The following is a 17508-nucleotide window of genomic DNA, read 5'->3' on the forward strand; positions in this document are numbered from 1 at the left end:
TACAGCCCCGGCCGGACGGTCGACAGATCAACGCAAAGGCACCATGCGGGCCAATCATAAGCAAGGGTCAAACCGCGCCGGCCGGGACTACCCGATTCTCGCGGAACCCGGCAGAAACAGACTGACAGTCATATGAGTCGCCTTTTGACCCGACTGACGCCACAGCATCCTGCTCAGCGAGAGCCTCGCCGTAGCGAATCGCACGATACTGAACTCCGCGATCACTGTGGTGGATCAGCCCGGACAGGTCATCACCTGCACGTTTACGCTGGTAGATGCCCATCTGCAGAGCATCCAGAGCGAGTGTTGTGTGCAATGACCTCGATACCTGCCAACCCACGATCTCGCGGTTGAATACATCGGTGACGAACGCGACGTATACTCAGCCGGAGAAGGTGCGCACATACGTGATGTCCGCTACCCACAAGTGGTTCGGGGCACACGCTTCGAAATGCCGATCGACGAGATCGGTAGGGCAGAGCTCCCTCGGCGCTGAACGAGTCGTGTGCGGGGTCTTCTCCCGCCTGATCCCGCGCAGCCCCAGATCACGCATGAGACGTTCGATCGTGCACCGGGCGACATGCCCGCGGTCGGGCCTGGCGGGCTGCCGGTTGAGGACGATATGCATCTTCCTCGCGCCGAACGCGTCATAGTTCTCCGCGTGCACGCGACTGATCTCCTCCTTCAGGACCTCGTCTCGTCGGTGGCGTGCAGACGGCTGTCGGTGGGTTCGGGCGTAGTAAGTGCTCGGAGCGATCTGCACGCCAGCATTGCGCAGCGTGGTGCAGATCGGCTCGACTCCGAACTCTTCCTTGTACTCGTCGATGTACGAGCAGATCACCGTGATGGGCGGTCGAGCTCCGCTGCGAAAAAGCTGAAGCGGACTTCAGGATCTGGTTTGCTCGACGGAGTTCCCGAACCTCTCGTTCCAACTCGCTGATTCGCATCGACTCAACAGTGGTCGTGCCGGGCCGATCGCCGGCATCGATCTGTGACTGCTTGACCCAGGAACGCAGAGTCTCGGAGTTCACACCGAGCTGGTCACCGATGCGGCGGTACAGACCGCGTTTCGAATCGAAATCGGACTCGAGAGCGTCGAGCACCATGCGAGTCGCGCGCTCCCGTAGCTCGAGAGGGTACTTACGTTGGTTCGGCATGACAGGAAGGTCCTTTCCGTGGCTTCACTGTCTCCAGTATTCCCGGGGCGATGCATGATCGCCGATGTCGAGAAACTCATCGAGGACTACTACCAGCGCATCCAGATCACCCCCGCTCAGCACGAAGCACTCGCCGGGATGCTGCACCACGAGTTCGACCGGCTCATGTCCGCAGAGGTCGACGAACTGGCCCAGCTCACCGCCAACCGCGACCACCTTCAACACGAGCAGGAACGGCTCCTGCAAGCCCACTACGCCGACGCGATCCCGCTTGCTCTGCTCAAACGCGAACAAGACCGCATCCTGGGCGAACTCGACCAAGTCAACCGGCGCATCGGCGCCCACCACGGCGAGTACGCCGAAGCCCGTGCCCATCTCGATGACGCCCTGAACCTGCTGACCAACTGCACTGACATCTACACCCGGTGCGACGACGCCAACAGGCGCCTATGCAACCAGGCGTTCTTCACCAAGGTCTACATCGACGAAGACGACGAACTGCGCGTCGAGAACAACCGGCCCTTCGAGATGCTCCTGGACCCCGAGATCAACGCCAACGCCCTCACCTGGGCCGAGAACGCAGACAAGACCCGAACCACCACCAACGATTCTGTTGGCAAGGGTTCGAGCCTTGTGCGTCGGGTGGGCCCAGAGGGACTCGAACCCCCGACCCTCTCGGTGTAAACGAGATGCTCTAGCCAACTGAGCTATAGGCCCCGATCGCTGCCCTGCGCGCCTCCGGGAACCGATGGAACCGATCCCGGACGAGCCCGCGCTGACAGCGGAATCAGTATGCCACACCGCCGACAGCACTGCAGGGCGACGACACGGCCGCCCGGCGGCACCGGGTGCCGCCGTCGTCCGACCCCGCCGGCGCCCGCCACCACCAGCTCGGTCATCCCGGCAGCGCATCGGTGGACAGGGCGCCGTAGACCACGGTGTCCGTCCACTCGCCCTTGCTCCACCAGTTCTGGCGCAGGTGCGCCTCGCGGGTCATTCCGATCCGCTCGGCCAACCGCGCCGAGGCGGTGTTCCGAGCATCCATCTGCGCGGCCACCCGGTGCAGGCCGTAGGTCTCGAACCCGGCCCGGAGCAGCGCCCCGGCTGCCTCGGCGGCGAAACCCCGCCCACCACGAGTCGGGTCGAGCACCCAGCCGATCTCCGCCACCGGGAGCTCCTCGTCGGTGAGCCACAGGGCGATGTCGCCGATGACCCGCCCCTCGTGCTCGATGACGAGCGCGAGCGCCCGCGCCGCGGTCTCCAACCCGGTGCGCTGGGTGAGCGACCGCGACTGCTCGGCCGCGTACTCCGGCGTCCACGGCTCCTCGAGCAGGTGCACCGCGACCTCGGGCCGGGAGTAGTAGGCGAGCAGCGCCGCAGAGTCGTCGAGGCGGTGCGGGCGCAGCGTGAGTCGCGGGGTGCGCAGGGGCAGCGGCAGGGAATCCATGCCCGCCACCCTACGACGGAGCGGAGCCGCAGCCGGGCACTGCCCGCCGCCCGCCGCTCGCCCTCCTACCGTCGCCCGCCCGTCCTACCGGCGCTCGTCCTCGAGCTCCGTGCCGCCCGGGACCGAGGCGGGGCTCGCCGCCTCGACGCTCGTGCCCCGCCAGCGGGAGAGCGCGCGCATGAGGTGGTAGATGCCGATCGCGCACGCGCTGCCGAGCGCGATCCCCTCGAAGGTGAGGTCGCCGGCCATGATCGTGAAGTTCGCGATCGCGACGATGAGGGCGACAGCGGCGGTGTTGAGGTTGACCGGGTCGGAGAAGTCGACGCGGTTCTGCACCCAGATCCGGATGCCGAGCAGCCCGATCATGCCGTAGAGCACGGTCGCCGCACCCCCGAGCACGCCCGGCGGGATCGTCGCGATCGCCTCGCCGAACTTCGGGAGCATGCTCAGGCACAGCGCCATGAGCGCGGCGACGACGTAGGCGGCCGTCGAGTAGACGCGCGTCGCGGCCATGACGCCGATGTTCTCCGCATACGTCGTCGTGCCCGAACCGCCCCCGGAGCCCGCAAGCGTCGTCGCGAGACCGTCGGCGAGCAGGGCGCGCCCGGTGATCGGGTCGAGGTCCTGACCCGTCATCGCCGACACCGACTTCACGTGCCCGATGTTCTCCGCGACGAGCACGAGCACCACGGGGAGGAACAGGCCGAGGAGCGCGAAGTCGAAGGCCGGCGCATGGAAGTCCGGCAGGCCGACCCAGCCGGCCTGGCCGATTGCGGCGAAGTCGACCTCGCCCTGGAGGGCGGCGGCGAGGTACCCGACGAGCACCCCGACGAGGATCGACAGGCGCCCGATGATCCCCTTGAACAGCACCGTGGTGAGGAGGATCGCGGCGATCGTGATGACCGCGGTGAGCGGCGCCATCTGCACCCAGTTCCACGCCGCCGGCGCGAGGTTGAAGCCGATGAGCGCGACGATCGTGCCGGTGACGACCGGCGGCATCGTCACCTCGATCCAGCGTGTCCCGACGAGGTGGACGACGAGCCCGATGACGGCGAGCAGGATGCCGACGGACACGATGCCGCCCTGCGCGAGCGCCATCTTCGCCGGATCCACCGCGGTGCCGGACTCCGGGTCGAATCCCGTCACCGCCGCCAGGGGTGCGAGCAGCGCGAACGAGGAGCCGAGGTAGGACGGCATCTTCCCGGCGGTGACGAGGAGGAAGAGGATCGTGCCGATAGCGGTGAAGAACAGGGTGGTCGCCGGCGGGAACCCGCTGAGCAGCGGGACGAGGAAGGTCGCACCGAACATCGCGACGACGTGCTGGGCGCCGATCCCCACGGTGCGCGGCCACGACAGCCGCTCCTGCGGGAGGACGACCTCACCGGGTCCGATCCGCCGGCCGTCGCCGTGGAGCGTCCAGAACGGGGTGCGGGACCGCGGAGAGGAGTCTGACATCGGTGTCTCCTGATGTGGTGTGACGGGACCTGGGCCGGTGACCGGACCAGGGACATCCTACGGAGTCCCGGGCTCGCGCCGCCCACCCGGCCGTGCACCCGGCGATCCCGCCCGCCGTGCATCCGGCTCCCCATCCGGCACGGCGCCCCGGGTGTTGGCCTCCCACAGTGCGCGACCCCGCCGGGCCACCTCCTCGCGGACCGGGGCGGGGGAGAGCACCTCGACGGCGGGGACCTGGAGCAGCTGGGAGACGGCGATCGCCTCCGTCTCCATCGGCAGCTCGACGACGATCCGCGCCGCAGGCGCGCCGGTATCACCGTGCACCGCACCGTGCTCCGCCGCATCGGGCTCCGCTGCATCGACCGCCGCCGAGGCGCCCGCACCCGGGACGGCGTGCCGCAGGGCGGGCAGCGCGGACCGGTCCACCGCGACCCGGACGGTGATGCCTGTCAGCCCGCGTTCGAAGGCCGTCCGGGCCTGCGCCCAGTGCTCGGCCAGGGAGAACCCGGCCGGCCGCCGCGCGGGCGCCTCGACCACCCGGGCGGCGGCGATCCGGGACACCCGGTAGGTGCGCAACGCCCTGCGGTGCGCGGCGACGAGGTACCAGCGGTCGGTCTTGAGGACGAGGCCCAGGGGGTCGACGAGGCGCGACACGGCAGCGGTCCCGCGCCGGTAGCGGATCCGCAGGCGCCGCCCGGTCCACACGGCCCGGGACACCGCGGCGAGCGCCGGCGGCTCCTCGGTCTCGGTGAACCACGCCGCGGCGTCGACGAGCACCCGCTGCTCGATGCCGTCGGCGTCGTGCCCGTCCGCCTCCGGCGCGCCGAACTCCCCGCGCAGCCGGAGACGCGCCGCCCGGTGCTCCCCGGCGAGGCCGAGCTCGCGCGCCGCGGCCTCCCCGAGGAGCAGCGCGGTGATCTCCTGCTGCGGCATCCCGGTGATCGGGGACGACCAGCCCTCGACGATCCCGACCCCGCCGGCCGGACCGGTGCGCGTCCACACCGGCACCCCCATCGCCTGCAGCTCGGCGAGGTCGCGCTGCACGGTCCGCTCGGACACCCCGTGGCGCTCGGCGAGCACCCCCACGCTCGTGGTGCGCAGGCGCGAGAGATCCATGATGAGCGACAGCAGCCGGGTCGAGCGCATGCGCGAAGCCTAGACCATTCACGACACGGTCTGTCGGGAATGAGTGGGACGCTGGATCCATGGACGAGACGAGCACACCCCAGGAACCCCGCACACCCGCTCCCGAGACCGCCGCTCCCGAGGCCACCGGACCCGAAGCGACCCGCGCACCCGCTCCCGACACCACCGCACCCACCGACCCACAGCCGCTCAGCGGGCGGATCGCGCTCGTCACCGGGGCCACCCGCGGCGCCGGCCGCGCGATCGCCCGGGAGCTCGCCGCCGCCGGCGCCGAGGTCCACTGCACCGGCCGCTCCACGCCCGCCGCGCCGTCGGACTACGACCGGCCGGAGACCGTCGAGGAGACGGCGGAGCTCATCCGCGCCGCCGGCGGCACCGCCCACCCCGCGGTCGTCGACCACCGGGACATCGCGCAGGTGACCGCGCTCGTCGAGCGGATCGAGGAGATGCACGGGCGCCTCGACATCCTCGTCAACGACATCGGGGGAGAGGCCTACGTCGAGTTCGACACCCCGCTGTGGGAGTACGAATTCGACCGCGGGATGCGGCTGTTCGAGACCGGGTACCTCACCCACCTCATCACCAGCCGCTGCGCGCTCGGCCTGCTCATCCGGAATTCCGGCGGTCTCGTCGTCGAGGTCACCGACGGCACGCGGGAGTACAACGCCGAGCACTTCCGCTCCACGGTGTTCCTCGACCTCACCAAGACCGCCGTGGACCGGCTGGCGTTCGCCGAGGGCCACGAGCTCCGGCCCCACGGCTGCACCGCGGTGTCGGTGACGCCGGGCTGGCTGCGATCGGAGATGATGCTCGACCACTTCGGCGTCACCGAGGACACCTGGGCGGCCGCCGCCGCAGCGAACCGCGGGCGCACCGACGTCGTGCCGCCCTACGAGTTCGGGATCTCGGAGACCCCGGCGCTGCTGGCCCGGGGGATCGCAGCCCTGGCCGCGGACCCCGAGCGCGCCCGGTGGAACACGCGATCGACGAGCTCCTTCGAGCTCGCCGGGCACTACGGGCTCACCGACGTCGACGGCTCCCGCCCGGACACGTGGCGCTTCATGGCCGCCTTCGAGACCCAGCCGGTCGAATCGATCGAGATCGGCGACTTCCGCTGAACCCCCGCCGAGGCGCTGGAACCCGAGCCCGGGCAACCCGGCGCGGGCTCGGCCGGTCCGGGCTCAGCCGGTGCGCAGCGTGCGCTTGAGGATCTTGCCCGCGGAGTTCTTCGGCAGCTCGGAGACGAAGTGGACCGCCTTGGGCACCTTGAAGCCGGCGAGCCGGCCCTTGACGTGCTCGATGACCTGCGCCTCGGTGAGGGAGTCGTCCTTGGGCACGACATAGGCGGTGATCGCCTCGATCCACTTCTCGTCGGGCATCCCGATGACGGCGACCTCGGCGACGGAGTCGAGTTCGAAGATCGCGTCCTCGACCTGCCGGCTCGCGACGAGCACCCCGCCGGTGTTGATGACGTCCTTGACCCGGTCGATGACCTCGACGTACCCCTCGGCGTCCTGGATCACGAGGTCACCGGAGTGGAACCAGCCGTCGCGGAACGCCTCCTCCGTGGCCTCGGGCTTGTTCCAGTAGCCCTCGCACAGCTGCGGGGAGCGGTAGAGGATCTCGCCGTGCTCGCCCGGTCCCACGTCCACGCCGGAGGGGTCGACGACGCGGGTCTCGGCGAACAGCACCGGGCGTCCGGCCGAGCCCAGCCGATCCTGGTGCTCCTCGGGCCTCAGCACCGTGGCGAGCGGGCCCATCTCGGACTGCCCGAAGCAGTTGTAGAAGCCGAGCTCGGGGAGGTGGGCGACGAGCTTGTGGAGCACGGGCCCGGGCATGATCGACGCCCCGTAGTATGCCTTGCGCAGGCTCGTGAGGTCCCGGGTGGCGAAGTCCGGGTGGTTGACGAGCGCGACCCAAACGGTCGGCGCGGCGAAGAAGGTGTTGATCCGCTCGGCCTCGATGAGCTCGAGCAGCTCGCCGGGCACAGGGGCGGGCACGATGATGTTGAGCGCGCCCTTGATGAGCGCGGGGACGAGGAACACGTGCATCTGCGCCGAATGGTAGAGCGGCAGCGCATGGACCTGCCGGTCGGAGGCATCGAAGTCGAGGACGTCGAGGCAGCTCATGTACTGGTGCATGAGCGCGCGGTGCGTCATCACCGCTCCCTTGGGCAGCGAGGTCGTGCCCGAGGTGTAGAGCAGCTGGGCGACGTCGGTGTCGGTGACGTCGAACTCGCCCATCGCCTCCGGAGCGACGTCCGAAGCCTGGACGGTGTCGAGGAGGTCCTCGAAGTCCGCTCGCAGCGCTGCGCGACCGGCCTCGGTGGCGTCGACATCGGCGGCCATCGCGGCGTCCGAGATCACCAGGCGAGCCCCGGAGTTGTCGAGGATGTACTCGAGCTCGTCGGTCTTGAGCTGGTAGTTCACCGGCACGTGGATGAGGCCGGCGCGCACGGTGGCGAAAAAGACGAGGGCGTAGAGGTCGGAGTTCCTGCCGTACGCGGCCACCCGGTCACCGTGCTCGAGCCCCTGGGCGAGCAGGTGCCGGGCGAGCGCGGTCACCGCGGTGTCGAGCTCGGCGTAGGTCCACGTGCGGTCCGCGAAGACGAGGGCGGTCCGTTCGGGGGTGCGGCGGGCGGTGCGGCGGAGGAGGTCGGCGATGGTGCTGGATCGCAGCGCTGGGATCGAGTTCATGGCACCACCCTAATGTGCGCCGCGCCACCTTCCCAGGGCTGTCCGCTCTCCGAACGGCACCGCGCACCGGCACACCGCCTCGGCGGCGGGTGGGCGTGTACTACGGTGGCACCATGAGCACCGCGACCGTGAGAACGATCATCCACCTGTGCGAGCAGCTGTGGCCGGCGGCCTACGCCGAGAGCTGGGACACCGTGGGGCTCGCCGTGGGCGACCCGGATGCTCCCGTGCGCAGCATCCTGCTCGCTCTCGATCCCGTCGACGCCGTCGTCGCCGAGGCGGTCGACGGCGGGTACGACATGCTCATCACCCACCACCCGCTGCTGCTGCGCGGGGTCACCTCCGTCAATGCCGGCACCCTCAAGGGCGGTGCGGTCCATGCCCTGATCCGCGCTGGCGTCGCCCAGTTCAACGCGCACACGAACGCGGACTCCGCGCTCGGCGGGGTCTCCGACGTGCTCGCCGAATCCCTCGGCCTCACCGATACGGCTCCGCTGGCCCCCACCGCCGAGGCGCCCGCCGGGGTGGGCATCGGCAGGGTCGGCACCCTGTCTGCGGTGCAGACCGTGGAGGACCTCGCCCGCCGACTCGCAGAGGTGCTCGATCCGACCGTGACCGGAGTGCGGATCGCCGGAGACCCTGCGGCCGAGGTGACACGGGTCGCGGTGCTCGGCGGCGCAGGCGACTCGCTGTTCGACGCTGTGCGCGCCTCCGGCGCCGAGGTCTACATCACCTCCGACCTGCGCCACCACCCGGCCAGCGAGGCCCGGGACACCGCACACCGGACCGACGACACCCCGCACCTCATCGACATCTCCCACTGGGCGGCAGAGGCGCTGTGGCTCGATCGGGCCGCCGACCAGCTCGCGACCGCGGCCGAGGACGCCGGATGCGCCCTCGACATCACCGTGTCGCGCACCCGCACCGACCCGTGGACGCTGCGCATCGACCAGCCGCTCGATGAACCGGGCGCCACCCGTCCCGCACCGCTCGGGCCCGGGGCCGCCGACCCGTCCGCTCCGACCGAGGACTGAGAATGCCGCTCACCGACACCGAACACCGCGCCCTCCTCGACTGGATCGATCTGTCCGCCCGCCTGCGGAAGAACGTCCACGCCGCGAAGCAGGCCGAGCTCCTCGAACAGCTCCGCGGGCTCGCCGCCGAGCACAAGGCCAACGCCGAGCGCATCGCCGCCCTCGAGGCGACCCGCACCGCGGAGTCCGAGCGCGCCACCGCGCTCGAGACCGACGTCGCCGCCCGCGGGGCGACGATCGAGCGGATGGAGTCCCGCCTGGCCTCGGGTGAGGGGCTGACCTCCCGCGACCTCGTGGCGCTCCAGGGCGACATCGAGACCGCGAAGACCGCGCGGGAGACGGTCGAGGAGGACCAGCTCACCTCGCTCGGCACGGTCGAGGAGCAGGACGCGGAGATCCGGGACCTGCGGCAGGAGGGCGCGGCGATCGCCGCCCGCGGCAAGGACCTCCAGGCCGAGCGCAAGGCACGCGCCGAGGAGCTCGCCGCCGAGGCCGCGGAGCTCGAAGCCGAGCGCGCCGGCACGGCGGAGAAGCTCCCGGCCGACATCCGGCAGCGGCTGAGCGCGAAGGAGACCGCGGGCCAGATCGGTGCCACAGTGCTCGCTCACGGCACCTGCGGCGCCTGCGGCGACGAGCTCAGCGGCGTCGCCCGCGATGCGCTCTCCGGTTCCGAGCCCGGCACGGTCGTCGAATGCGATTCCTGCGAGACGCTCCTCGTCACGCCGCTGGGCTGACGGCACGGACCAGCTGGACGGCCGCGGTGCGAAGCGCCGGTTCCGGAGCCACCTCAGTGCGGTTCTGGCACTCAACAGCCACTTCAGTGCGGTTACTCGCTGGTATCCGCACCGGACTGCACCCGGAACCCGCCGTCGTCCGGAGGCCCGCCCCGCTCCGGCGCCTCAGCCGGGCAGGATGATGTCGAGCCGGGCCGGCTGCCGGCCCTGCGGGGGAGTGAACTCGACCGCGTGGTACCGCTTCGCCGCCGTGACGAGGCCGCGGAAGTCCTCCGGCAGCGCGGCCCGGGAGCGCAGCAGGCGGCCGACGAGCTCTCCGCGCGTGTGCTTGGCGTTGTGCGAGACCACGGTGCGCCGGCCCCGGGACTCGGTGTACACGTCGACGACGGCGGTGCGCTCCGGCGGGCCCGGCCACGACTTCCGGTACTCCGTCGAGCGGCAGTCGAGGACGAGCTGCCCGGCGAACTCGTCATCCAGCACCGGCGTGAGGCGGGTGCGCCACCAGGTGGAGAGCACCTGGCCGGAGAGCCGGGTCTTCATCGACAGGCGGTAGGCGGGGATCGGGTCGAGTGCGGCGACGATCCCGAACAGCGCCGAGGACACCCAGACGTGCTCGAGTCGGGCACGCGCCGTCGGGGTGAGCCGGCCGAGCGCCGAGTAGAGGACTCCGGAGTAGGTGTCGAGCGCCGGCGCGCAGGGGATCTCGGTGAGCCGCGTGTTGCGGGCGACGTCCTCGGCGATGCCCGCCCCGACGCCCAGCCGGTCGAGCGCATCCGGGGCGGCGGACACCTCGGCGAGTGCATCGAGCACCTCGGCGCGGGCGCCGGTGAGCTCCGGCAGGCTGAGCGCGTCGAGGTCGAGGCGCGGTCCGGTCGCGGCGGGCGTCTTGCCCTCGGAGGGTGGGAGGAGGATGATCACGGTCCACCATCCTAGAGGCCGCCCAACCGCCCCCTGACCCGGGGTTATGCTCAGCGAGGACGGCGTGGCCCGGGCTCGGGCGGCCTGCGACTACACTGGGTGATCGAGGACAGGTCGCCGGACGGTCGCGGCAGCGGGAACGCTGACGAGGAACGTCCGGGCTCCGCAGAGCACAGCGGTGGGTAACACCCACCCGGGGCGACCCGCGGGCACGTGCAACAGAGAGCAGACCGCCTGCCTGCCTGGTGCAGGCCGGTAAGGGTGAAACGGTGGTGTAAGAGACCACCAGGGTTCCGGGTGACCGGAATCGCTGGGTAAACCCCGCTGGGAGCAAGATCAGACAGACAGCGTCCGAGGGCTGCTCGCCCGAGCTGTCGGGTGGATCGCTCGAGGCCGTCGGTGACGGCGGCCCTAGACAGATGACCGTCGAACGGTGTCCGGGCAACCGGCCCGTGGACAGAACCCGGCGTACAGGCGGCCTGTCCTCACCCCTTCGTGGGATTTGCTGAGATCGTTGATTTCTCGCGGTCCTCGTGGCCTCGGCTTGGTGGCCGGTTGTTGTCGGATGCGGCCCGTTTGCGGACTTCTTGCGGACTGTGTGCGGACTGACGGTTCACCCAGTCCACAGCATCCCCCGGCCCGACTTCCTCGAGCTGCGCCCGCTGCGCACCATGCCCACCCGCGAGATCACACCCCGGCGAGCAGCCCCACCGATGAGCGCACCGATCAACCGAGGACGGTAGTAGAGGGCTCTGCGGACAGTGCGACTGTCCTCGTCATCGCCGGCAAAGCGGCGGCGCACCGTGTCCGCGTCGAACTCCTCACCCGTCGCGGCGAGCCGGTCGATCTCCGCACGGATCAGACCATGCTCAGGCGGCTCAGAAACAGGCTCAGACGGGCCGCCTAACAGACCCTTCTCTACCAGTCGCGCCACCGAGCGGCGAACGGCCCGCATCTGGGATTCTGTGGCCGGTGCGCCGTAGACGTGCTCGGCAGTTTGCCGGGTCGTCGCGGACGGGCACCCTGCGCGGTGCTCGAGGACACCCCGCTCGACTCTCCCCAGACCCCTGCTCATGGTCTAAGTGTACCGGAATTATGGTCCTCGCGGGCAGAGTGAGGCCCCCGGCTGGCAGGCACCATGCCGGGGGCCTCTGGCGCTGGTGAGTCTTGGCTGGCCCAGAAAGGGTGGCCTGCTCGTCACCATCCGTCCCGGGGGAGCCACTTACCCAGTGCATCCCGGAGTGGTTGACGCCGGTCTAGGTGTCACGCTCCATCGTGAGGCGCTGCGCGGACTGCATCGTCTTCTCGAACACTGCGGTGATCCGGTACTGCCGGCCCCCACGTTCGGGATCTCCGGGCGCGGCCGTCAGCGTCACCACGTCCCCGGGGTGCGGGGTCGGTGCGGAAACGGGAATGTGCAGCTCGTAGTCCTGGATCGTGGCGAGGTAGCCGGAGGCATCGACGGTGCTTCCCTGGGCGCGGGTGAGCTGCACCTTGCACTTGCCGGCGTAGATGGATTCCACGGTGGGAACGTCCATCCCAGTGAGTGGATCCACCTTCACGCCGGTGACGCGCTCGATCGTGCACGAGTCCACCATGAGGCGTTCTGCGGCCCGCTGGGACGATCTGACGGCCTGGGGGAGCATCAGGCGGACCTCCGTCGGTACAGGTGCAGGATCGCGAGCTCGGGGAGCGTGAAGCCGTCGAGGGTGGTGTACGTCTGCGAGTAGTCATCAACGGACACGCGCCGGTTCTGCTCCGGGTTGATCGTGAGTCGGGCGGTCGCAGTGATGATGACGTGGGCCAGGTCCTCGTTCGGTTCTCCGCTGGTGAAGCCGCGGCCTCGGGTGTAGCCGCGGACGAACGCGGTCACCACGGGCAGGTGCACCCCGGCCAGGGCGATGATTTCGTCGTCATCGCCCTGGCCGAGGAACCGCGCCACGTCAATGGCCTCGAGAGTCATCAGGCCACGTTCTCGATACGGACGACGGCCTCGGGGTTGAGCGGGGCGACGTCATAGCGGGCGGTGACGCGGATGGCCTGCTGATCGAAGTCCCCGAAGGTCTGATCGAGGATCTTCACCGTGGGGGCCTGGTCGCGGGCCACGGCCACCTGCGTCATGTCCGCGAGGACCACCGACTGCTGCGACTCACCATCGAGGGGGAGGCGCGGGGTGATGACGACGGGAGATCCGAACAGGCGGAACACGCCGTCCTGCGTGGCGTCCGGGGTGAGGACATACTGGTTTGAGCCGGTGCCCTGCTTGATCTTCCGCAGGGCGGTGAACGCCTCCGGGCGCATGAACCAGCGCAGGCGGGCCATATCGACGTTCGCGGCCAGAGCCATTCCCCAGGCATCGACGAGAGCGTCGAGTCCGATGTCAGCGGCGGCGGCATCGAGAGTCTGCACACCTTCCCAGGCGAGCATTCCCTTGGGGGTGGTGATGCCGTCGCCGGTGCTGCCGAAGAACGCGGCGTCGAGGGTGGAGGCCACATCGGTGACGAGCCGGTCCTTGAGCGCGGCGTCGAGGCTGACGATCGACTGGCGGGCCATCTCGTTGGAGTAGCGGGTGAGGACCTTGACGGACTTCATCGTCGAGGGGAGCAGAGTGATCTCGTCGAACTCGGGGTCCTGTTCGGTGATCTGCTCGTTCTCGCCGTGCCATGCCGGGGTGGTGGGGCCGCCCATCTTGGGGACGCGGACCTGGGACCCGTTGGTGTCGAAGATGCGGGGGCCGGAGGCGAGGAACAGGGACTTGGCTTCGAGCGGCTGGACGAGGATCTTCTGAACCTGCTCCTGCGTCAGCTCGTTTGCGGTGGTGGTGGATACTGCCATGACGGTCTCCTAAGACGAAAGTGGTGATGTGTTCTTCGTCTTGCGCCTGGCAAGCAAACGAGGGAGTGACCGCCTGGGCCACTCCCTCGATTGTATACCCCCTAGGGGTATTAATTGAAGCCGTGCATCGTGGTGCTCGCGTTCTGGTTCTCGCGCAGTCTGCGGAACACGTTGGTGAACCAGATCTTCCCGTCCTGCGCCTGGGTGATGATCGGGCCGGCGTGCAGCTCGTATCCTTCGGCGGCGAGGGTGGTGAGGTTCTGCTCGATCACGTCGTCGAGGGAGAGGAAGTCCTCGACCTGGTAGGTGTGGGAGCGGAACAGTCCGCTGAACTCGGTCATGCGGCGTGAGAACTCGGTCATGATGCGTTCGCTTTCAGTAGTCCGGCGAGGTTTGTGGTGTCCGGGCTGTCGCCGTGGACTCCGAGACCAATGTCTCCCGAGGGCCGGCGCGAGGCAAGGTGCGGTTTCTTCGTCAACAGGTCCGTGATCGCCGTTTCCAGGGCCTCGGGGTCCTCGAGGTGGGATTCCTCGAACGGCAGGTCACTCGGGTCTGCGAGGCGGCCTGTAGCGGCGGTGAGGGCCGTGTGGAGGCGCTGGGCGTAGTCGTCGGCCTTCTTCGCCTTGACGCGGTTCTCGGCGTTCTCGGCGCGCAGCTTCTCCACGTACTCCCGAGGGAACGTGTTTTCTGCTGTCGCCTCGGATTCGTTTTCCACAGTTTCCTGAGTTTCCTCGGGGTGTGCGTTCGACGCAGGACCCTCGTCGATGGGGTTATCGTGAGTAACCTCATCGCCCTGCGGCTCGATGTTCTCGGTCGAGTTCTCGGGCATGTTCTTTCCTTTCATCGGGAGAGGATCCGCGAGTGCGGAACCTCGGGCTGGTACTTCGTCATCACGGGCACCTGAGTGCAGTTGCATCCCTTGTGATGCTGCAAGGGGTAGTCCTTCGGCCATACCCGGCCGCCCCGCCACCACCACACGCAGAGTTCGCACGGGTCGGAATCGAGGCCGCGGGTCCACCCCTCGATGCGGGAGGATGCTCGCAGGCTTCGCTGATAGGTGTCGCGGGCGACGTACCGGGGTTCGTTATCGGCCATCCGCACCAGACGCATTTCCAGATCCTCCGGGGACTGTGCGCGCTCCATCGTGGTCTTCACCGCCTGCCGGACCTGCTGGGCGGTGTTCGGGTTGCGTCGGCCCTGCGAGGCCACAGCCCGACCGGTGCCGGCTGTCACCTGAGTCGAGAGCGACAGGTCTGCTACAGCCGCGCCGCGGTCCTGGGCGGTGAGGATGATCGCCACCACCAGCGCCTCGAACTCGATGTCCGCGAGATCCCCGGCGAGGTAGGCGGCGAGGACCTTGAGGACCCGCTGCTGGGTGTCCTCGGAGAGCCGATCGAGGGTGTCCTGGTAGGTCACTGCAACAGTCCTTCCAGATCCACGCCGGCGTTATCGAGAGCCTGAGCGCGACCGGCATCCCGGACCCGCTCCACCTGCTGCGGAGACATGCCGAGGGTATCCGCGAGGATCACCGGCAGCGGCACCCCGATCTGCGAGAGCTTCACCGCGGCGTCCGCGGCCTGGGCCGGGGTGCGGGTCTCGGGGGAGGACCAGATCGTGTCGTAGTCCAGGGCCAGGGGATCCGACCCGTCCCGGACGGCGACAACGAGTTTGATGACGTCGGACCACGCCATGCCGAACGTGCGCTGCAAGGTGTAGCAGCGTGACGCCAGGGACGATTCCGCGGACCGGATCGAATCGGCGGACGGCGGCTGGTCCCCGTTGAGGCCGAGGTAGTGCGGGGGCAGGCCGGACAGCGCGCCGATCTGCTGGGTGAGCAGCGCGGCCGCGTCGGTGTACCCGTCGAGCTGGGCGGGGTCGAACTGGCCGAACTTCGTTTCCGGGGCTTCGGACTGCCACAGCTTGCCCGCCTCATCGGAGAACGGGTTGACAACGTTGCCGTCGTCATCCTCGACGAGTTCAAGGCCGGTCACCCAGCGGCGGGGTCGAGCGAAGAACTCACTGGTGACCATCATGTCGCTGGTGAGCTTGTTCAGCGCGTCGGCGAGGTCGAGGATGTCGCTCATCTCCGATACCCCGTCGAGCTGGTGGAGCCGGCCACGGTTCACCAGCGGCACGATCGGCGGCACCCCCAGCGGGTTCGGGATCGTCTCCGCGTGGGACCATGCGGTCGTGGGGAACACGCTGTCGGTGATGTTCGCCTTCGACGTGTACTTCACGATCCGGTCCGGGAGGTAGAGGACGGCATGCCCTGTGCCGGCCACGGCCCACCGCTTGAGACCGGCGATGACCTGTCGGGTGGCCGGGTCGTGGATCACAGCGGTGTTGCGGGGTGATTCCACGCTGATGCGCGGGGCACCGTCCTGACCGGCCCACACCATGACGAACGACCGACCGTAGACGAGTGCGTCCGTGTGGGCCTGCACTGAGGCGTCCTGCATCCCGTTGCGCCGCCAGATCCGCCACAGGCCCTCATCGGCGTTGTCCGCCCCGTCAGCGAGAAACCCGGTCACCTGCAACCGCTCCGTGAGCGACGTGACTGCGAGGCGGGGGAAGTTCACGGCGAGGCCGCGCAGCCGATTCCCCAGGGCGGTGCGTGCTTCGGGGGAGAGGAACGCGGCCGGCTGCTCGCCGTTCCAGTAGTCGTCGAGGGTCTTGAGGTCGTGCTGGGATTCGTCGATCTTCTCCGACAGCTTCTTCACGATGTCCAACATGTGTTCTCCAATCATCTGAACGCCGCCACGCGACGCTTCTTCGTGTTCGTTGAGTGCCAGGCCGCCCGGTCCAAGGCGACGATCGAAGCGACCGCCGCGTCGATCTTCCGGGGGCTGTTCTTCTTGTCTTTCTTCACCAGATCGCCCAACGTGGTGCGCTCGGCCACGCAGTGCGCAATGTGCTTCGCCAGGTCCGCGTTCCCGTCGTGGGACAGCGCATGATCCACGACCGCTTGATACATGCGATCGGTGGCCGGGGCCATGACCCGGGCGTTCGCGGTGTTCCACTCGATGACGTGCCGTTCACCGAACTGCTCCGCCCACGCCTCGAGCTCGGATCTCCACCCCCACGGGTCCGCGGCCAACTCGAGGACGTCGAACTTCTCGAACGCCGACGCGATAGTCCGGGCGACCTCGGCGCGGGGCACACGCCAGCGTGGATCCCCAGGGTTCTCCCACAGGCCGACGACGAACAGGTGCCGGCCATCGACCGTGCAGCCCATGAGCGCCGTGGAGTCACCGGAGGCGGAACCGTCGAATGCGAGCACCACCCGTTCCCCAGCTCGGACCGTCCTGGTGGGGTCGGCCACCTGGTCCCACGCGCCATGAGGCATCCACGAATCCACTCCGGTCACCCATTGGCCCAACCTCAGCTGCCGGAACACCGGTTCCCTGAGCGTCCGCCTGGCGGATGCCAACCCGTCCTCCGCGAGGAACGGATCCCGACACGACAGGGCCGGGTTCGCGATCTTCCACGCCTCCCGGTCATCCGTCGCGCACCCCGGCGGTGCCGCGTACTCCCGGAACCAGAACGCCGGATCATCACCAGCCCGCCCATGCTCCACGAGCCGCCACATGATCGAGTCCTGCGACGTCGCCGGCGTCGAGATCGCCAACGTCAGAGACTCGTCCCGCTTACCCGTCATCGACGACACGGCCTCCCACACCGCCTCGGTCACCACGTGCAACTCATCGACGACGAGCAGCGACGGATCATGGCCATGCAGAGCGCCAGGATCGGCAGGCAGGGGCAGCAGAATCGAATCCCGCTCCGGGACGACGATCCGGTCCTGGTAGATGTGAGCGCGCTCCGCCAGCTCCGGGTTCAGCTCGATCATCCGCTTCGCCATCCGCAGAGTGATGTTCGCCTGCCGCTGATCCGAGGCGACGACGAGCACTTCCGCAGACTCCGCACCGCAGAACAGCTCCGCCACTGCGAGCATCGCCGCCAACGCCGTCTTCCCATTAGCGCGGGGCAGAGACACCAGCGCCGTGCGCACACCCTTCGCGAACGCACCCGCGATGATCTCCTTCTGGAACTCCCGCAGGCGCACCGGCTTCCCAGCACCATGAC

The 17508-nt window shown here is 69.0% G+C and carries 19 protein-coding genes, 1 tRNA gene, 1 other RNA gene, 1 pseudogene and 1 other annotated feature; of the genes and pseudogenes, 4 read left to right on the forward strand and 18 right to left on the reverse strand.

The features are described from left to right. Positions 1–67: 67 nt before the first annotated feature. From MTQ12_RS13495 to MTQ12_RS13525, 7 genes and pseudogenes are all read right to left on the reverse strand, one after another. Positions 68–370: pseudogene (locus MTQ12_RS13495) on the reverse strand (DDE-type integrase/transposase/recombinase); the annotation flags it as partial. 12 nt (positions 371–382) lie between these two features. Next, entirely contained in the window at positions 383–841 is a 459-nt protein-coding gene (locus MTQ12_RS13500; protein ID WP_247619029.1) for an IS3 family transposase, read from the reverse strand. Further along, positions 749–876 (reverse strand) — a sequence feature (AL1L pseudoknot). Its footprint overlaps the gene before it by 93 nt. Positions 877–1181: 305 nt before the next feature. Continuing rightward, complete coding sequence (locus MTQ12_RS13505; protein WP_247619030.1) at positions 1182–1532, reverse strand: hypothetical protein; 351 nt, start codon at positions 1530–1532, stop codon at positions 1182–1184. Positions 1533–1800: 268 nt separating this feature from the next. Beyond that, positions 1801–1874 (reverse strand) — tRNA-Val (locus MTQ12_RS13510). Positions 1875–2052: 178 nt separating this feature from the next. Beyond that, positions 2053–2604, reverse strand: a complete 552-nt coding sequence (locus MTQ12_RS13515) for a GNAT family protein (protein ID WP_247619031.1) — start codon at positions 2602–2604, stop codon at positions 2053–2055. Between the two features lie 84 nt (positions 2605–2688). After that, positions 2689–4059 (reverse strand): solute carrier family 23 protein, encoded by a 1371-nt coding sequence (locus MTQ12_RS13520; RefSeq protein ID WP_247619032.1) that lies wholly within the window; start codon positions 4057–4059, stop codon positions 2689–2691. Positions 4060–4116: 57 nt separating this feature from the next. Next, the gene (locus MTQ12_RS13525; protein ID WP_247619033.1) at positions 4117–5205 is read right to left on the reverse strand and encodes a WYL domain-containing protein; all 1089 of its coding nucleotides are present in this window, start codon (positions 5203–5205) and stop codon (positions 4117–4119) included. 59 nt (positions 5206–5264) lie between these two features. On the opposite strand from MTQ12_RS13525, the gene MTQ12_RS13530 reads away from it, so the two are divergent. Beyond that, a complete protein-coding gene (locus tag MTQ12_RS13530) occupies positions 5265–6323 on the forward strand; it encodes an SDR family oxidoreductase (RefSeq protein ID WP_247619034.1) in 1059 nt (352 codons plus the stop codon). A 63-nt stretch (positions 6324–6386) separates the two neighbouring features. On the opposite strand, the gene MTQ12_RS13535 is transcribed toward MTQ12_RS13530, so the two are convergent. Further along, positions 6387–7901, reverse strand: a complete 1515-nt coding sequence (locus tag MTQ12_RS13535) for a fatty acyl-CoA synthetase (protein ID WP_247619035.1) — start codon at positions 7899–7901, stop codon at positions 6387–6389. Between the two features lie 113 nt (positions 7902–8014). On the opposite strand from MTQ12_RS13535, the gene MTQ12_RS13540 reads away from it, so the two are divergent. Both MTQ12_RS13540 and MTQ12_RS13545 read left to right on the forward strand, forming a co-directional pair. Beyond that, positions 8015–8935, forward strand: coding sequence for a Nif3-like dinuclear metal center hexameric protein (locus MTQ12_RS13540; protein ID WP_247619036.1), 921 nt, complete (start codon positions 8015–8017; stop codon positions 8933–8935). Positions 8936–8937: 2 nt separating this feature from the next. Continuing rightward, positions 8938–9669 carry a hypothetical protein gene (locus MTQ12_RS13545; protein ID WP_247619037.1) on the forward strand — a complete coding sequence of 244 codons (732 nt, stop codon included), beginning with the start codon at positions 8938–8940 and terminating at the stop codon, positions 9667–9669. A 165-nt stretch (positions 9670–9834) separates the two neighbouring features. Here MTQ12_RS13545 and MTQ12_RS13550 read toward each other — a convergent pair whose 3' ends face one another. Then, on the reverse strand, positions 9835–10587 hold the full coding sequence (locus tag MTQ12_RS13550; protein ID WP_247619038.1) for a peroxide stress protein YaaA: 753 nt from the start codon (positions 10585–10587) through the stop codon (positions 9835–9837). 109 nt (positions 10588–10696) lie between these two features. On the opposite strand from MTQ12_RS13550, the gene rnpB reads away from it, so the two are divergent. Next, positions 10697–11074: RNase P RNA component class A (gene rnpB / locus MTQ12_RS13555), an RNA gene on the forward strand. 126 nt (positions 11075–11200) lie between these two features. Here the strand turns inward: rnpB and MTQ12_RS13560 are convergent. The 9 genes from MTQ12_RS13560 to MTQ12_RS13600 form a co-directional block, all read right to left on the reverse strand. Beyond that, entirely contained in the window at positions 11201–11662 is a 462-nt protein-coding gene (locus MTQ12_RS13560) for a hypothetical protein (protein ID WP_247619039.1), read from the reverse strand. A gap of 181 nt (positions 11663–11843) precedes the next feature. Then, complete coding sequence (locus tag MTQ12_RS13565) at positions 11844–12233, reverse strand: DUF6093 family protein (RefSeq protein ID WP_282599400.1); 390 nt, start codon at positions 12231–12233, stop codon at positions 11844–11846. Next, positions 12233–12550, reverse strand: coding sequence for a hypothetical protein (locus MTQ12_RS13570; RefSeq protein WP_247619040.1), 318 nt, complete (start codon positions 12548–12550; stop codon positions 12233–12235). Before MTQ12_RS13570 ends, MTQ12_RS13565 begins: the two co-directional genes overlap by 1 nt. Then, on the reverse strand, positions 12550–13422 hold the full coding sequence (locus tag MTQ12_RS13575) for a phage major capsid protein (RefSeq protein ID WP_247619041.1): 873 nt from the start codon (positions 13420–13422) through the stop codon (positions 12550–12552). The genes MTQ12_RS13570 and MTQ12_RS13575 overlap by 1 nt, the downstream gene beginning before the upstream one ends. Positions 13423–13532: 110 nt before the next feature. After that, a complete protein-coding gene (locus tag MTQ12_RS13580; protein WP_247619042.1) occupies positions 13533–13763 on the reverse strand; it encodes a hypothetical protein in 231 nt (76 codons plus the stop codon). Between the two features lie 17 nt (positions 13764–13780). After that, positions 13781–14251: a hypothetical protein gene (locus MTQ12_RS13585; RefSeq protein WP_247619043.1), complete on the reverse strand. Its 471-nt coding sequence runs from the start codon at positions 14249–14251 to the stop codon at positions 13781–13783. Positions 14252–14262: 11 nt separating this feature from the next. Beyond that, on the reverse strand, positions 14263–14838 hold the full coding sequence (locus MTQ12_RS13590; protein WP_247619044.1) for a hypothetical protein: 576 nt from the start codon (positions 14836–14838) through the stop codon (positions 14263–14265). Continuing rightward, positions 14835–16154: a phage portal protein gene (locus MTQ12_RS13595; RefSeq protein WP_247619045.1), complete on the reverse strand. Its 1320-nt coding sequence runs from the start codon at positions 16152–16154 to the stop codon at positions 14835–14837. The genes MTQ12_RS13590 and MTQ12_RS13595 overlap by 4 nt, the downstream gene beginning before the upstream one ends. Positions 16155–16165: 11 nt before the next feature. After that, positions 16166–17488, reverse strand: a complete 1323-nt coding sequence (locus tag MTQ12_RS13600; protein WP_247619046.1) for a terminase large subunit — start codon at positions 17486–17488, stop codon at positions 16166–16168. Positions 17489–17508 lie beyond the last annotated feature (20 nt).

The organism is Brevibacterium sp. R8603A2 (assembly GCF_023072605.1).
Classification (GTDB): Bacteria; Actinomycetota; Actinomycetes; order Actinomycetales; family Brevibacteriaceae; genus Brevibacterium; species Brevibacterium pityocampae.

Coding starts and splice junctions, on each gene's coding strand:
- MTQ12_RS13505 (WP_247619030.1), bottom strand. CDS start 1,532: ATGGGCACGGGCTTCGGCGTACTCGCCGTGGTGGGCGCCGATGCGCCG.
- MTQ12_RS13515 (WP_247619031.1), bottom strand. CDS start 2,604: ATGGATTCCCTGCCGCTGCCCCTGCGCACCCCGCGACTCACGCTGCGC.
- MTQ12_RS13520 (WP_247619032.1), bottom strand. CDS start 4,059: ATGTCAGACTCCTCTCCGCGGTCCCGCACCCCGTTCTGGACGCTCCAC.
- MTQ12_RS13525 (WP_247619033.1), bottom strand. CDS start 5,205: ATGCGCTCGACCCGGCTGCTGTCGCTCATCATGGATCTCTCGCGCCTG.
- MTQ12_RS13530 (WP_247619034.1), top strand. CDS start 5,265: ATGGACGAGACGAGCACACCCCAGGAACCCCGCACACCCGCTCCCGAG.
- MTQ12_RS13535 (WP_247619035.1), bottom strand. CDS start 7,901: ATGAACTCGATCCCAGCGCTGCGATCCAGCACCATCGCCGACCTCCTC.
- MTQ12_RS13540 (WP_247619036.1), top strand. CDS start 8,015: ATGAGCACCGCGACCGTGAGAACGATCATCCACCTGTGCGAGCAGCTG.
- MTQ12_RS13545 (WP_247619037.1), top strand. CDS start 8,938: ATGCCGCTCACCGACACCGAACACCGCGCCCTCCTCGACTGGATCGAT.
- MTQ12_RS13560 (WP_247619039.1), bottom strand. CDS start 11,662: ATGAGCAGGGGTCTGGGGAGAGTCGAGCGGGGTGTCCTCGAGCACCGC.
- MTQ12_RS13565 (WP_282599400.1), bottom strand. CDS start 12,233: ATGCTCCCCCAGGCCGTCAGATCGTCCCAGCGGGCCGCAGAACGCCTC.
- MTQ12_RS13570 (WP_247619040.1), bottom strand. CDS start 12,550: ATGACTCTCGAGGCCATTGACGTGGCGCGGTTCCTCGGCCAGGGCGAT.
- MTQ12_RS13575 (WP_247619041.1), bottom strand. CDS start 13,422: ATGGCAGTATCCACCACCACCGCAAACGAGCTGACGCAGGAGCAGGTT.
- MTQ12_RS13580 (WP_247619042.1), bottom strand. CDS start 13,763: ATGACCGAGTTCAGCGGACTGTTCCGCTCCCACACCTACCAGGTCGAG.
- MTQ12_RS13585 (WP_247619043.1), bottom strand. CDS start 14,251: ATGCCCGAGAACTCGACCGAGAACATCGAGCCGCAGGGCGATGAGGTT.
- MTQ12_RS13595 (WP_247619045.1), bottom strand. CDS start 16,154: ATGTTGGACATCGTGAAGAAGCTGTCGGAGAAGATCGACGAATCCCAG.